Source organism: Nocardioides sp. NPDC004968 (genome assembly GCF_040608935.1).
GTDB lineage: Bacteria > Actinomycetota > Actinomycetes > Propionibacteriales > Nocardioidaceae > Nocardioides.
This window is the reverse complement of record NZ_JBEXJF010000024.1, coordinates 66,136-80,162: the sequence shown is the minus strand read 5'-3', so window position 1 is coordinate 80,162 and position 14,027 is coordinate 66,136. Positions and strand designations below refer to the sequence as shown.

13 protein-coding genes and 1 riboswitch are annotated in these 14,027 nt (G+C 69.2%); of the genes, 1 reads left to right on the top strand and 12 read right to left on the bottom strand.

Annotated features, from left to right (window positions below; all coding sequences use genetic code 11):
• Positions 1–129: 129 nt before the first annotated feature.
• The 12 genes from gcvP to ABZU72_RS20075 form a co-directional block, all read right to left on the bottom strand.
• Entirely contained in the window at positions 130–3,000 is a 2,871-nt protein-coding gene (gcvP, locus tag ABZU72_RS20130) for an aminomethyl-transferring glycine dehydrogenase (RefSeq protein ID WP_355020595.1), read from the bottom strand.
• Between the two features lie 77 nt (positions 3,001–3,077).
• A riboswitch (glycine riboswitch) is annotated at positions 3,078–3,168 on the bottom strand.
• Positions 3,169–3,250: 82 nt separating this feature from the next.
• Entirely contained in the window at positions 3,251–3,868 is a 618-nt protein-coding gene (locus ABZU72_RS20125; protein ID WP_355020594.1) for a MerR family transcriptional regulator, read from the bottom strand.
• Between the two features lie 176 nt (positions 3,869–4,044).
• Positions 4,045–4,512 carry a bifunctional nuclease family protein gene (locus ABZU72_RS20120; protein ID WP_355020593.1) on the bottom strand — a complete coding sequence of 156 codons (468 nt, stop codon included), beginning with the start codon at positions 4,510–4,512 and terminating at the stop codon, positions 4,045–4,047.
• A 63-nt stretch (positions 4,513–4,575) separates the two neighbouring features.
• Positions 4,576–5,328: a MerR family transcriptional regulator gene (locus ABZU72_RS20115; RefSeq protein ID WP_350658248.1), complete on the bottom strand. Its 753-nt coding sequence runs from the start codon at positions 5,326–5,328 to the stop codon at positions 4,576–4,578.
• 3 nt (positions 5,329–5,331) lie between these two features.
• Positions 5,332–5,814: an FHA domain-containing protein gene (locus ABZU72_RS20110; protein WP_355020592.1), complete on the bottom strand. Its 483-nt coding sequence runs from the start codon at positions 5,812–5,814 to the stop codon at positions 5,332–5,334.
• A gap of 101 nt (positions 5,815–5,915) precedes the next feature.
• Positions 5,916–6,302, bottom strand: coding sequence for a glycine cleavage system protein GcvH (gene gcvH / locus ABZU72_RS20105; RefSeq protein ID WP_355020591.1), 387 nt, complete (start codon positions 6,300–6,302; stop codon positions 5,916–5,918).
• A 93-nt stretch (positions 6,303–6,395) separates the two neighbouring features.
• A complete protein-coding gene (locus ABZU72_RS20100; protein WP_355020590.1) occupies positions 6,396–7,700 on the bottom strand; it encodes a DUF881 domain-containing protein in 1,305 nt (434 codons plus the stop codon).
• Positions 7,693–8,025: a small basic family protein gene (locus ABZU72_RS20095; protein ID WP_355020589.1), complete on the bottom strand. Its 333-nt coding sequence runs from the start codon at positions 8,023–8,025 to the stop codon at positions 7,693–7,695. The genes ABZU72_RS20100 and ABZU72_RS20095 overlap by 8 nt, the downstream gene beginning before the upstream one ends.
• Positions 8,022–8,951 carry a DUF881 domain-containing protein gene (locus tag ABZU72_RS20090; protein ID WP_355020588.1) on the bottom strand — a complete coding sequence of 310 codons (930 nt, stop codon included), beginning with the start codon at positions 8,949–8,951 and terminating at the stop codon, positions 8,022–8,024. Before ABZU72_RS20090 ends, ABZU72_RS20095 begins: the two co-directional genes overlap by 4 nt.
• Positions 8,944–9,666: a CDP-alcohol phosphatidyltransferase family protein gene (locus ABZU72_RS20085; RefSeq protein ID WP_355020587.1), complete on the bottom strand. Its 723-nt coding sequence runs from the start codon at positions 9,664–9,666 to the stop codon at positions 8,944–8,946. Before ABZU72_RS20085 ends, ABZU72_RS20090 begins: the two co-directional genes overlap by 8 nt.
• A gap of 9 nt (positions 9,667–9,675) precedes the next feature.
• Complete coding sequence (locus tag ABZU72_RS20080; protein ID WP_355020586.1) at positions 9,676–10,734, bottom strand: hemolysin family protein; 1,059 nt, start codon at positions 10,732–10,734, stop codon at positions 9,676–9,678.
• On the bottom strand, positions 10,734–12,077 hold the full coding sequence (locus ABZU72_RS20075) for a hemolysin family protein (protein WP_355020585.1): 1,344 nt from the start codon (positions 12,075–12,077) through the stop codon (positions 10,734–10,736). Before ABZU72_RS20075 ends, ABZU72_RS20080 begins: the two co-directional genes overlap by 1 nt.
• Positions 12,078–12,365: 288 nt before the next feature.
• On the opposite strand from ABZU72_RS20075, the gene ABZU72_RS20070 reads away from it, so the two are divergent.
• Positions 12,366–13,979: a GMC oxidoreductase gene (locus ABZU72_RS20070; RefSeq protein WP_355020596.1), complete on the top strand. Its 1,614-nt coding sequence runs from the start codon at positions 12,366–12,368 to the stop codon at positions 13,977–13,979.
• The last annotated feature ends 48 nt before the right edge of the window (positions 13,980–14,027 follow it).

Below are 14,027 nucleotides of genomic sequence, written 5' to 3'. Positions count from 1 at the left end.
CCCATAAAAACACTTTCTTAAATACACTCTCCCCCTCCCCCCCCCTTTACCTAAACACCCAACTACCCCCCACACTGACCAAAACCCCCGCCGAGTCGGCTCGTCATGACGCGCCGACTCGGCGGGAGGTCACTCGGCGAAGGACTCCACGGGCGGGCAGGAGCAGACCAGGTTGCGGTCGCCGTAGGTGTTGTCGATGCGGGCCACCGGGGGCCAGTACTTGTCGGGGTCGATGCCGCGCGGGAAGACGGCCTCCTCGCGCGAGTAGGCGCGGTCCCAGTCGCCGACGAGGGCACGAGAGGTGTGCGGGGCACCGCGCAGGACCGAGGTCTCGGCGGTCCACTCACCCGAGGCGACCCGGTCGATCTCGCCCTTGATCGCGATCATCGCTTCGATGAACCGGTCCAGCTCGCCGAGGTCCTCGGACTCGGTGGGCTCGACCATGAGCGTGCCGGCGACCGGGAAGGACATCGTCGGGGCGTGGAAGCCGTAGTCGATGAGCCGCTTGGCGACGTCGTCGACGCTGACACCGGTCTCCTTCGTGATCGGCCGCAGGTCGAGGATGCACTCGTGCGCGACCAGGCCGGTCTCGCCACGGTAGAGCACCGGGAAGTGCTCGTTGAGGCGCGAGGCCACATAGTTGGCCGACAGCACCGCGGCGGACGTCGCCCGGGTCAGACCCTCGGCGCCCATGAGCCGGACGTACGCCCACGAGATCGGCAGGATGCCGGCCGAGCCGTACGGAGCCGCCGAGATGGCGCCGATGCCCGAGCGCTTCGAGGTGTCCGGGTGCAGGGAGTGCGAGGGCAGGTAGGGCGCCAGGTGGGAGCGGACCGCGACCGGACCGACGCCCGGGCCGCCACCGCCGTGCGGGATGCAGAAGGTCTTGTGCAGGTTGAGGTGGGAGACGTCGCCGCCGAACTCGCCGGGCTTGGCGTAGCCCAGGAGCGCGTTGAAGTTGGCGCCGTCGATGTAGACCTGGCCGCCGGCCTCGTGCACCAGCGAGCAGACCTCGGTGATGCCCTCCTCGTAGACCCCGTGGGTCGAGGGGTAGGTCACCATGATCGCGGCGACGTTCTCGCCGTGGGCGTCGAGCTTCGCCCGCAGGTCGTCGAGGTCGACGGTGCCGTCCTCGGACGACTTCACGACCTCGACCTTCATCCCGGCCATCACGGCCGAGGCGGCGTTGGTGCCGTGCGCGGAGGAAGGCATCAGGCAGATCTTGCGGTGACCCTGGCCCTGGGCGTCCAGGTAGCCGCGGATCGCCATCAGGCCGGCGAACTCACCCTGCGAGCCGGCGTTGGGCTGGATGGAGACCTCGTCGTAGCCGGTGACCTCGGCCAGCCACCCCTCGAGCTCCCCGACCAGACGCGTGTAGCCGGCGGCGTCCTCGGCGGGCACGAACGGGTGCAGGTCGGCGAAGCCGGGCAGAGAGATCGGCTCCATCTCGGTGGTCGCGTTGAGCTTCATCGTGCACGAGCCGAGCGGGATCATGCCCTTGTCGAGCGCGTAGTCGCGTGCCGCCAGCTTGTGCAGGTAGCGCAGCATCTGGGTCTCGCTGTGGTGCGCGTTGAAGACCTCGTGGGTGAGGTAGTCGGTGGTGCGCAGCAGGCCGTCGGGCAGCGCGCTGGCCGTGGTGCGGTCGATCTCGTCCAGGTCCGCACCCGAGACACCGAAGGCGTTGAGCACAGCCGACAGGGTCGAGCGGGTGGTCGCCTCCGAGGTCGAGATGCCGACGGTGTCGGCGTCCACGAGACGAAGATGTACGCCGAAACGACGCGCCGCGGTGACGACATCGGCCGCCCTGCCGGGGACGGTGACACCCAGCGTGTCGAAGAACGTCTCCGAGACCAGCGGGAGCCCGGCCGACTTGAGCGCGGCGGCCAGGACGGCGGCGTAGCGGTGGGTGCGGGTCGCGATCGTCCGCAGCCCGGCGGGGCCGTGGTAGACGGCGTACATGGAAGCGCCGACGGCCAGCAGCACCTGCGCGGTGCAGATGTTGGAGGTCGCCTTCTCCCGGCGGATGTGCTGCTCGCGGGTCTGAAGAGCGAGACGGTACGCAGGCCGCCCCTCGGCATCGACGGAGACGCCGACGAGACGACCGGGCAGGTGCCGCTCGATCCCCTCGTGGACAGCCATGTAGCCGGCGTGCGGGCCGCCGTAGAAGAGCGGGATGCCGAAGCGCTGCGTCGAGCCGACGACGACGTCGGCGCCGAGGGTGCCGGGCGCCTCCAGGACGGTGAGAGCGAGCAGGTCCGCGGCCACGACGGCCAGCGCACCCCGCTCATGGGCCGCGTCGATGACCGACTTGAGGTCGGGCACGCGACCGGAGGCGCCGGGGTACTGCACCAGCACGCCGATCGCGTCACCCTCGGGCAGACCCTGCGAGAGGTCGGCCACGACGACCTCGAGGCCCATCGCCTCGGCGCGCACCTTCACGACCTCGATCGACTGCGGCAGGGCGTCGGCGTCGATGACGAACGGACCGGATCCCTTGCGGTTGGCCCGGTGGACCAGCGCCAGCGCCTCGGCGGCCGCGGTGCCCTCGTCCAGGAGCGAGGAGTTGGCGACCGGGAGGCCGGTCAGGTCGCCGACCATGGTCTGGAAGTTGATGAGCGCCTCGAGGCGGCCCTGGGAGATCTCGGGCTGGTAGGGCGTGTAGGCGGTGTACCAGCTCGGGTCCTCGAGCACGTTGCGACGGATCACCGGCGGTGTCACGGTGGCGTGGTAGCCGAGCCCGATCATCGCCTCGCCGGGCTTGTTGGAGGCGGCGATCTCCCGCGCCAGCGACGCGACCTGCGCCTCGCTCAGCGCGGCCGGCAGGTCCAGCGACTCGACCGAGCGGATCCCGGCCGGGACGGCGGCGTCCATCATCGCTGCTACCGAGTCGTACCCGAGCCGCGCGAGCATGGTCGCCTCGTCGGCGGCCGAGAGTCCGACGTGGCGCTCCACGAACGGGGAGGCGGCGTCGAGCTCGGACAGAGTGGGCGTGTCGGACACAAGGGCTCCTGAGGGCATCTAAGACAACTCGTACGCCCTCCCCCTCTGTCACCGCACCTGCGCCGCTTCAGAGTTGCCTGGTCCGCACAGTCGTGGATGCCTGAGAGTTTCCGGGGAGGAATTGCCCCTTCGGCGCCCCTTCGAGAGGAGCTCTCCCGTGCGGGATGGTCAGCACCACCAGCATAAACGACTCGACCCCGAGCCCCCGCCTCAGCGGGGTCTCGGGGTCGAGTGTTACGTGAGGTTTACTTCACCCGGCGTTGCGCGCCGCGCGGCGGGCGGAGAGCTCGTCAGACATGGGGGCGACCTGCTCGCCGTCGTCGGCCGCACGCTCGCTGGGGAGCTCGGAGAGGGTGCCCTCGATCTCGCGCCACACGCCACCGATGGCGATGCCGAAGACGCCCTGCCCGCCCTGGAGCAGGTCGATGACCTCGTCGTTGCTGGTGCACTCGTAGACCGAGGCGCCGTCGCTCATCAGGGTCACGCGGGTCAGGTCGTCGGTGCCCCGCTCACGCAGGTGCTGCACGGCAGCGCGGATCTGCTGCAGCGAGATGCCTGCGTCGAGGAGTCGCTTGATGACCTTGAGGATCAGGATGTCGCGGAAGGAGTAGAGCCGCTGGGTGCCGGAGCCGGTGGCCCCGCGCACACTCGGCTCGACGAGCCCGGTGCGGGCCCAGTAGTCGAGCTGGCGGTAGCTGATCCCGGCCGCGTTGCAGGCCGTCGGGCCGCGGTAACCGGTGTCGCTGGGCAGGGTCGAGACATCGTCGGTGAAGAGAAGGCCCTGCTCGTCAGCCTGCTCCGCCGCGCGTTGCGCGTCGTCGGCGCCGTGGCCGGGCTTCTGTTCGTGGTCGAACACGATGTCCTCCATCGTCTACTCCGTTGTGCGTAACTCCACTCGGGGAATGAACGGCTGCGGCGGGGGGACCACATCGTTGGAGTTACAACAGAGACAACTACAAGGTAAGCGTCGCAAGGGCCCTGGTCAAAGAACCCCTCCGGCGTGTCGCCGGGCCTAACCCTCAGGTTGAACCTGAGGGTTTCCGGTCAATGGGACTCGAAGTCCTCGGGCGTGATCTCGTCGAGGAACTCCCGGAACTTCTCGATCTCGTCCTCCTGCTCGGCCGGGACAGCGAGCCCCGCCTCGTCGAGGACATCGTCGGAGACCACGATCTTGGTCCCCGTACGCAGCGCCAGCGCGATCGAGTCCGAGGGCCGCGCGCTCACCTCGACGCCCGAGGCGAAGACCAGGTTGGCGTAGAAGACACGGTCGGTGACCGAGGTGATCTGCACCTCGGTCAACTCGTTGCCGGTCGCCTCCAGCACGTCCTTGAGCAGGTCGTGGGTCAGCGGCCGCGGCGGCACCACGCCCTGCTGGGCGAAAGCGATCGCGGTCGCCTCCACCGCGCCGATCCAGATGGGCAGGTATCGCTCACCCGCAACCTCGCGCAACAGCACGATCGGCTGGTTGGAGGGCATCTCCACTCGGACTCCGAGCACATCGACCTCGCGCATGCATCCACCCTACCCGCCTCCGGGTCGCGACAGCAGCCCGGTTGACCGGCGATATGAACCGAGTCAGCGGTCGCGCAGTCCCGACTTCACCAAGGTGGCGTGCAGACGGACCGCCAAGGAGGCGATCTCGCTGCCGATCTCCTCGGCCCGGCCCTGGGCTCCGGCGTTCCCGGGGCGCCGCAGCGGCGCCACGATCTGCTCGATGAGACCGACCTCGCGGTCGGCGGCGGCCTTCATTCCGCGCAGATGACGAGGCTCGATGCCGAACTCGGCCAGCTCCTTGGCCGTGCGCGCGATCGCGAGAGCGTCGGTGTCGTAGTGGCCGCTGCGCAGCGGCACCACCAGCGCCATCTTCTCCAGCTCGGTCAGCAGCGCGTCGTCGACCTCGGCCACCTTGAGGAGCTCGCGCCGCGAGATCCGCATGTTGTCCGTACGCCGGAAGGACTCCGCCCCCGGCGCGCCGCTGGGCGTCAGGGCCACCGTCGGGACCGTGGGCACCGTCGCCTCGATCGCCGGCGGCTCGAGGCCCCGGTCGATCGCGTCGAGGTGCTCGCCGATGACCTTGAGCGGCAGGTAGTGGTCGCGCTGCATTCTCAGGACATAGCGCAGCCGCTCGACATCGCGGCGGGAGAACTTGCGGTAGCCCGCGGGCGTACGCTCCGGCTTGATCAGTCCCTTGTCCTCGAGAAACCGGATCTTGGGGATCGTGACCGTGGGAAAGTCCGGACGCAGCTGATCCAGGACCTGCCCGATGTTGAGCCGCTCCCCCGAGTCGCTAGCCGGCCGTTGAGGGTCAGGCATCGCGGCGGCGGCCATCGGCTACGCCCCTTCGTGCCCGGCGTAGAAGACGAGCCGGAACTTCCCGACCTGGACCTCGTCGCCGTCCTTGAGGACGACCTTCTCGATCCGGTCGCGGTTGACGTAGGTGCCGTTGAGGCTGCCGACGTCGGAGACCTCGAAGGTGTCGCCGGTGCGCGCGAACTCCGCGTGGCGACGCGAGACGGTGACGTCGTCGAGGAAGATGTCGCTCTCCGGGTGACGACCCGCGACCACGGTGTCCTGGTCGAGCAGGAAGCGGCTTCCGGCTCCGGGACCACGCTGCACGACCAGCATGCCGTTGCCTGGCGGCAGGGCCTCGACCGTGGCCGCCTCGACGGGGCTGAGCAGCCGGTCGGAGGTGTCGGCGTCAGCCCCGAGCTGAATCGTCGAGGTCTGGTCGGTCCCGGTCAGGCTTACGCCACACTGCGAGCAGAACCGCGCTTCGTCGGGGTTCTGACTGCCGCAGGCGGGGCACACGGACATTTTTGAGCTCCAGGTTCATCGAGGGCCGGACACCTACCCTCAAGTGAACGTTGAGGGATGGTATCCGCAACCTATCAGGTCGGCCCAGGTGTTCGGTTGAGTTACGCGTCGAGTGATGCCTCGTACGCCGCGGCGTCGAGGAGGCTCTCCAGCTCGGCAGGATCCGACGGCGCGACCTCGAACAGCCAGCCCCCGCCGTAGGGGTCGTCGTTGACCAGCTCGGGCGTGGCGTCGAGCGATCCGTTGACCGCGACGACCTCGCCGGAGATCGGCGCGTAGATGTCGCTGACCGACTTGGTCGACTCGAGCTCGCCGCAGCTCTCGCCCGACTTGATCGTGTCGCCGACGGCCGGCATCGACACGTAGACGATGTCGCCGAGGGCGTCCTGGGCGTAGTTGGTGATCCCGATCCGTACGGAGCCCTCGGTCTCGCCAGGGTTGCGCAGCCACTCGTGCTCGCTGGTGTACTTCAGGTCCTCGGGGTACACGGCCATCTCCTCATCAGGCGTACTGGTCTGGCCGCGGAAGATCGTCCCGCGAGCCGGTTGTCGAAACCCTACTGCGCCGCACCGACGAAACCTTCAGCGGGACACGGTGTGAATCGACTCGATGTCGATCTTCTCCTCCGACTCCACCTTGACCTCAGCGCCCTGCTCCTCGAGCTGGTCCTGCGGGCCCTGGTAGAAGTCGATCGCGCCGGCCAGCGTGTCGGGCGGGCCGATCACCTGGAGGCGATAGGGCGGGCTGATCAGCTCGCCGCCCACGTTGAGTCCCTCAGCGGGCTGGCTGACCTCGATCGAGGACGACGCGACCAGGCGTACGGCCTCGCCGTCGGCCCCCTCGATCTCCATCGCCTCGGCACCGCTCGTACGCAGCTCCTCGATCAGGTCGAGGAGCGCGGTCAGCCGCAGCGGGTCGGCACCGGGGTCGATCTCGATCGTGATTCCCGGACCGCTGACCGGCACCGTCCCGGCGATCACCCGGAGCGTGTCGACCTGCTCCTCTGCGCGCTGGAGCGCGGTCTGCTGCTGGAGGGTCTGGTCCTCGAGCTCGTCGCGGGTCCCCTCGAGCTCCTCGAGCTGCTCCTGGGCCTTCTGCGTGGTGCCGGCCAGGCCGGAGAGGATGTCGATCAGCTCCTGCTCGCGCAGACCGGCGTACGTCGAGTCCTCGGTGTTCGTCTGGACCTGCACCACGGCGGCGTAGCCGAGTACGCAGAGCAGGACCGCCACGGCCACCTGGCCGCGCCGGAAGTGGGTGAGTGCGTCGAAGAGCCGCGCCCGGCCGACCAGCGGCGCCGGCTCCTCCTCGGGCTCCTCGGACTCCTTGGCCTCATCGGCCTGTTCGGTCTGCTCGTCTGCAGCCGTGTCCTCGACCTCGTCGGGCTCTGTGACCACAGCGGGCTCGTCGGTCTTCTCGACGTCCTCGGCGGCCGGCTCCTCGGCGTCCGCCGACTCGACAGACTCGGCAGGCTCAGCGGGCTCGACAGGCTCGACGTCGTCCGCCTTGTCGGCGGGCTCGACCGACTCGTCCTCCGCGACGCCGGCGTCGTCCGACTCCTCGGCCACCGTCTCCTCAGGCTCGGCGACAGCCTCATCGGACGCAGATTCATCGGACGCAGATTCATCGGACGTGGCCTCGTCGGGCACGTCCGCCTCCGACGGCTCCTCGGCCTCAGCGGCGTCGGTCGTCTCTACAGTCTCAGCGGTTGCCTGCTCAGCAGGCGGCGTACCAACGTCTGTGGCCTCCGGCGTGGCGCCATCATCGGTGACCGTCTCGGTGACGGTCTCCTCCGCAGGCTCGGCGGGCTTCTTCGCCGGTGCCTTCTTCGCAGGGGTCCGCTTGGCCGCGGTCCGTTTCACCGGTGGTCTGCGCTTCCGGTCAGGCATGGAAGATGTGCCTCCGGATGGCTGCGACGTTGGTGAAGATGCGGATGCCGAGGACGACGATGACGCCGGTGGACAGTTGGCCGCCGACGCCGAGGCGGTCACCGAGGTAGACGATGCCGGCGGCGATGACGACGTTGCTGATGAACGAGACGACGAAGACCTTGTCGTCGAAGATGCCGTCCATGAACGCGCGCAGCGCGCCGAAGACGGCGTCCAGCGCGGCGACGACGGCGATCGGCAGGTAAGGCGCCAGGCCGATAGGCACCTCGGGCTGGAAGAACAGTCCCAGCACGATGCCGATCACTAGGCCGATGACGGCGATCATTCTTCGCGGTCCCCTTCGCTGTTCTCTTCTGAGTCTTCGTCGGTGTTGTCGGTGGGCTTCTCGGAGCCCTGGGTGCCCTTGCCCTTGGACTTGGCCTCGAGGTGGGTCAACTCCAGCAGATCAGGCGGCGCCGCGGGAAGGGTGAGCCGGTCGATGTTCTCGACGTCGTAGGGCATCCCGTAGTCCTGCGTCGTGGTGTGAATCATCGCGCCGGAGACCGTCTCGGCGAAGCGTGCGGCCAGCGTACGCGTGTCGCCGATGGCCGTGACCTCGTAGGGCGGGGAGAGCGAGACGTCGTTCATCCGGAGGGCGGCACCGGAGGTGATCACGCCGCTGCGCGGGGTGACCCGCTGGCCGTCGACGGCGACGGCGGTCGCGCCCGCCTGCCACAGTCCGTTGACGATCACGGCGAGATCGTAATCGCGGACGGTGCCGCCCTCGCTGCCGTCGGCGGCGTTGTCGATCGTGATCCTGATCCCCGAGCCGGTCACCGGGGCGAACCCGGTCTCCTCCGCGGTCGCCGCGGCCGTGGAGGACGCCGCCTCGGCCCGCAGCCCGAGCGCGTTGAGGGCCGACTCGCTGCTCTGGTTGGCCTCACTCAGCTTGGAGATCTGCTTGTGCAGGTCGGAGATCCGGTCCTGGCGCTGCTCGATGCGGTCGACCAGGACCTGCCTGCTGGTCTGGCGGATGTCCTCGTTGCGGGAGGTCTGCACCGCGGCGGTCGTGGCCAGCAGCGCGAAGAGCCCGACGACCACCATCGCCCACACGCCCGGCCGGCGAAGCCGCGTCGGCTCCTCCCCCGTGGGCTCGCGCCGCGCGGCGGCGGCCATGTAGTCGGAGTCGATCGCCTGGTCGGTGATGCGGTCGAGCAGTGGCTTGGTGACGTAGGCGCGCGGGTCCTCGGAGCCAGGGATCTGGTCAGGCACGGGTCGCCCCGCCCTTCTCCAGCGGAGGCGTGGTGGCCATCAGGCGCCGCGCCTCCTGGGCGTAGAGGACCAGGCTCCACCACAGCAGGAGGATCCCCCACAGCGCGAAGGCCCAGCCGAAGGCCTGCGCCACCTGGATGGGCAGGCTGGGCTCCAGGCCGAGGTCGAGGGTCTCGGGGATGCCGTGGCTGAGGTAGAGCAGCGGGAAGGAGGCCAGCATGCAGAAGGCGGCCACCTTGCCGAGGAGATGGACGGGCAGCGTACGCACCCCACGGCTGCGCAGCGCCGGGATCATCGCCAGCAGGCCGACGAGCCGCAGCGGCACCAGCAGCGCGATCGGCCACGGGATCACGTCGATCTGCCAGAGCGCGAGCGTCGCGGCCAGGACGAAGACGGTGTTGGCCACCACGTCGAGCAGCTCGCCCGAGCGGCGGCGGCCGAGCTGCTTGCGGTTCAGCCAGCTGTCGAGCAGGTCGGTGACGATCGCGAGACCGAACGCGGAAATCGCGATCGTGTCGTCCTCGGCGATCATCACCGCCCACAGCATCACCGGCGCGTAGACGAGCCTCAGGATGCTGAGCAGCTTGCCGAGCACGGGCTGGTTGCGGTCGGCCGCGCCCCGGGGTCGCCGCGTGTCCCGGCCATGTTGCAGGCGGGGATCACCGGATCGACGGTTGGGCATCTGCGGGCTCTCCTTGGTCACCAGACGCGGCACGAGCCAACCCTAGTCGGTGGGTGTGGAGTCGTCGGCGTGGGCGGCGTCGCGGATCTCGCCGACCAGCTCCTCGATGACGTCCTCCAGTGTCGCCAGCCCGATGGTGCTGCCGTCCTCACGGACGACCCGGGCCAGGTGGGCGCCGCGGCGCTGCAGGGTCTCGAGCGTCTCGTGGAGCGCGTCGTCGGGAGTGACCGTCGCGAACGGGCGGATCCACTTGTTCTGGACGGGCTGCCGGCGGCGTACGTCATCGGGCTCGAGTACGTCCTTGATGTGCAGGTAGCCGACCAGGTCGCCGTTGTCGCCCGCGACAGGGAACCGGCTGTAGCCGGTCGAGGCGCACACCGCCTCGATGTCGGAGCCCGAGGCGCCGCGCGGCACGATCGTCCAGTCGGAGATCGGGATGGTGACCTTGGCGACCGTCTTCTCGGTGAAGCCGAGCGCTCCGGCCAGGCGGCCGTACTCGTCCTCCTCCAGGAGTCCTTCGCCGCGGGACTCCTCGACCATGGCGGCCACCTCCGCGCGGGTGAAGGCGGAGCTCACCTCGTCCTTGGGCTCGATGCCGAGCGCCCGGATGCAGGCGTTGGCGACGTAGTTGAACGCGACGATGATCGGGCGCAGCACGTAGACGACCGCGTAGATGGCGGGCCCGAGGACGAGAGCGGCCTTGTCGGGGCCGGCCAGTGCGATGTTCTTCGGCACCATCTCGCCCACCACCACGTGCAGGTAGGTGACCACGAGCATCGCGATCACGAACGCGACCGGGTGGTGGAACGCCTCGGGCAGACCGATCAGGTCGAAGCCGGGCTCGAGCAGGTGGGCGAGCGCCGGCTCGGTGATCGCCAGCAGCAGCACCGAGCAGACCGTGATGCCCAGCTGGGCACCGGCCATCATCAGGCTGATGTTCTCCATCGCCCGCAGCGTGATCCTGGCCATCTGCGAGCCGGCCTGGGCTGCCGGCTCGATCTGGCTGCGCCGGGCCGAGACCAGGGCGAACTCCGAGCCCACGAAGAAGGCGTTGGCGAGCAGCAGCACCAGGCCGAGCACAAGCCCCATGGTCGTGCTCATCAGCCGATCACCTGCATCGAGATCCGGTCGATCCTGCGCCCGTCCATGAGCTCCACCGTCAACTTCACGTACCTCGCGTAGACGTCATCATCGTCGGAGTCGGGCGGAGGGTTTCCGGGCACGGTCAGCTCCGCGCTCGCTCCCGGCTCGGGAATGCGGCCCAGCAGGCTCAGCATCAGACCGGCGACGGTGTCGTAGTCCTCGCTCTCGGGCAGTGCGACGCCGGTGATGTCCTCGACCTCGTCGGGACGCAGCAGCCCCGACAGCGACCAACCGCCGTCCCGGCGAAGCCGGGCGCGGGCGCTGAGCGGGTCGTGCTCGTCTGCGATATCGCCGACGATCTCCTCGATCACGTCCTCAAGGGTGACGATGCCGGCCTGGTCGCCGTACTCGTCGAGCACCACGGCCAGCTGGAACCCCTCGGCGCGCAGCAGCGCCATCAGCGGGTCCAGGCGCAGCGAGTCGGGCACGACCACCGACGGCACCATCAGGTGCTTGACCTTGGCTGTGGGCCGCTCGTGCACCGGCAGCGCCACGGCTGCCTTGACGTGCACGGTGCCGACCACGGCCTCGTTGTCGTCGAGCACAGGGAAGCGGGAGTTGCCCGTACGCCGGGTGAGCTCGATCAGCGCCTCGGCGCGGTCGTTGTGGTCGAGGCTGTGGACGCGTACGCGCGGGGTCATGATCTCCCCCGCCGTGCGGGTGCCGAACTCGACCGAGCGCTCCATCAGCTCGGCGGTGTCGGCGTCGAGGGTGCCCTCGTGGGCGCTGCGCTGGATCAGCGAGGAGAGCTCGGCCGAGCTGCGCGCCGAGCGCAGCTCCTCCTGCGGCTCCATGCCCAGGCGGCGCACAATGGCGTTGGCGGTGCCGTTGAGCACCTTGATCGGGCCGCGCATGAGCCGGGTGAAGGCCCGCATCGGACCCTGGGTGACGCGCGCGGTCTCCAGGGGCAGGGCCAGCGCGAGGTTCTTGGGGACGAGCTCACCGAAGAGCATCGTCACGATCGTGGAGAGGGTCAGCGCGATGGCCACCGCGATCGCCTGCACCGCGCCCTCGGGCAGCCCGGTGGAGAGCAGCGGCGCGTCGATCAGCTCGGCGATCGCCGGCTCCGACATCCACCCGATGCCGAGGTTGGTCACAGTGATGCCGACCTGGGCGCCGGAGAGGTTGCTGGAGAGCTCCTTCATCGCGCGGAGCACGCCCTGGGCGCGCTTGTCACCCTGCTCGGCGGCCATCTCCACCTGGGAGTGGTCGACCGTGACCAGGGAGAACTCGGCGGCCACGAACACACCACAGGCGGCGACCAGCAGCAGCGCCAGGAGGATGAACAGGACCTCGGTCATCGCACCGACCTCGACTGGTACGGCCGCGAGTCACACAGCGGGCATGGATATTGGCCGGGTTGCGGTCCGTCCATCGGGGTTCAGATCGTCCTTAGCTGTTGGAAGTGCGGTCAGCCTACATGGCTGTGGTTGCGCCTCCTGCGTTGCTGTACCGGGCCCTCCGGGACGTGTCGCGTTCCGGACACAGTTGTCCAGAACAGGGCCGTGAACCTTGACACACCTCGCCCGTTCGTCAACTCTTACGCGGCAGTAACCGATGATTCTCGAGCCGAGGGAGTCCCCTTGACCATGACCTCAGCCTCACGACGTACGTTCCTTGCCGGTGCTGCGGGTGCCGCCGGTGCCGCTGCGAGCGGGCTGCTCGCCGGTCCGGCCGCAGCCACCTCGCCCCGTCGCGTAAGACTGGTGCGGGAGGAGCACCGGGCGGTCGTCATCGGGTCCGGGTTCGGCGGTGGCGTGGCCGCGCTGCGGCTGGCCGAGGCCGGCGTACCGGTCACGGTGCTCGAGCGTGGCCGCCGCTGGCCGACGGGTCCGGACGCGCAGACCTTCCCGACGGTGCGCTCGCTCGACAAGCGGGTGCTGTTCCACACCACCGCGCCCGAGGCGCTCAAGCCGCTGCAGAGGCTGCTCGGCACTCCCCTGAACTTCGGCCCGTACGTCGGCCTGCTCGAGCCCGTCCTCGGCCAGAACATGCTGGCCATGTGCGCGGCCGGCGTCGGCGGTGGCTCTCTGGTCTACCAGGGCATGACGCTGCAGCCCTCCGCCGAGGTCTTCAACACCTGGTTCCCGAACGAGCTCGACTACGAGCTCATGGACCGGGTCCATTACCCACGCGTGGCCAACATGCTCGGCGCCGCGACCGCGCCCGACGAGCTGATCGCCTCGGACAACTACCGGGTCTCGCGTACGTTCGGCGAGCGCGTGGAGGCTGCCGGCTATGACCTGCGGAAGATCCCGATGCCGATCGACTGGTCCTACGCGCTCGCGGAGCTGCGCGGCGAGATGGCTCCCTCCTACACCAACGGCGACTGCGCCCTCGGCGTCAACAACGGCGGCAAGCACTCCGTCGACGTCACCTACATCGAGCAGGCCGAGGCCACCGGCCTGGTGCACGTCGCCACCCGTCACAACGTGACGAGCGTGGCCCGGGCCGCCGACGGCCGCTGGGAGGTCCACGTCGACCGAACCAACGACGCCGGCGACGTGGTGGAGCAGAAGATCCTGACCACCCGCGCGCTGGTCATGGCGGCCGGCTCGCTCAACACCAGCAAGCTCCTGGTCCGCGCCGCGGCGACCGACACCATCCCGGACCTTCCCGAGAAGCTCGGCCAGGGCTGGGGCACCAACGGCGACCGGATCTACATGTGGCGCCCCTTCGACGAGAACCTCACCGGTACGCAGGGCGGTCCCGTCGTCTACCAGAGCCAGGACTGGTCCGACCCGACCACGGCCAACACCGTCATCCAGGCGTCCCTGCCACCACTCCCCCTCGGCCTCGACCTGGGCGCCACGATGCTGGTCGGGTTCGGCGTCAGCGCGGACCGCGGCAGCTTCCGCTACAGCTCGCTGACCGACTCGGTGAGCCTCCGCTTCCCCTTCGGCGGCGACTCGGCGAGCTATCGCGCCATCCACGAGCGGGTCTCGAAGATCAGCGGCAGCCTCGGCGCCCTGATCGACACCAACAGCATCGTCAACAGCACCTGGCACCCGCTCGGCGGCGCCAACATGGGCACCGTCTGCGATCTCGACGGCCGAGTACAGGGCCAAGACGGCCTCTACGTCCTCGACGGCGCGCTCATCCCCGGCACCACGGGAGCGTGCAACCCGTCGATGACCATCGCCGCCGTCGCCGAGCGCGCGATGGACAACATCGTCGCCAAGGACGTCGGAACGGTCATCTGACGGGTGCCGCTTGGAGCCGTTTCGGGCCTACCAAGATCTTGCAATGCA

What these genes read in the sequence shown, in the direction of transcription:
- ABZU72_RS20125 (WP_355020594.1), bottom strand. Translation starts at nt 3,868, where the DNA reads ATGGAGGACATCGTGTTCGACCACGAACAGAAGCCCGGCCACGGCGCC.
- ABZU72_RS20120 (WP_355020593.1), bottom strand. Translation starts at nt 4,512, where the DNA reads ATGCGCGAGGTCGATGTGCTCGGAGTCCGAGTGGAGATGCCCTCCAAC.
- ABZU72_RS20115 (WP_350658248.1), bottom strand. Translation starts at nt 5,328, where the DNA reads ATGGCCGCCGCCGCGATGCCTGACCCTCAACGGCCGGCTAGCGACTCG.
- ABZU72_RS20110 (WP_355020592.1), bottom strand. Translation starts at nt 5,814, where the DNA reads ATGTCCGTGTGCCCCGCCTGCGGCAGTCAGAACCCCGACGAAGCGCGG.
- ABZU72_RS20100 (WP_355020590.1), bottom strand. Translation starts at nt 7,700, where the DNA reads ATGCCTGACCGGAAGCGCAGACCACCGGTGAAACGGACCGCGGCCAAG.
- ABZU72_RS20095 (WP_355020589.1), bottom strand. Translation starts at nt 8,025, where the DNA reads ATGATCGCCGTCATCGGCCTAGTGATCGGCATCGTGCTGGGACTGTTC.
- ABZU72_RS20080 (WP_355020586.1), bottom strand. Translation starts at nt 10,734, where the DNA reads ATGAGCACGACCATGGGGCTTGTGCTCGGCCTGGTGCTGCTGCTCGCC.
- ABZU72_RS20075 (WP_355020585.1), bottom strand. Translation starts at nt 12,077, where the DNA reads ATGACCGAGGTCCTGTTCATCCTCCTGGCGCTGCTGCTGGTCGCCGCC.
- ABZU72_RS20070 (WP_355020596.1), top strand. Translation starts at nt 12,366, where the DNA reads ATGACCTCAGCCTCACGACGTACGTTCCTTGCCGGTGCTGCGGGTGCC.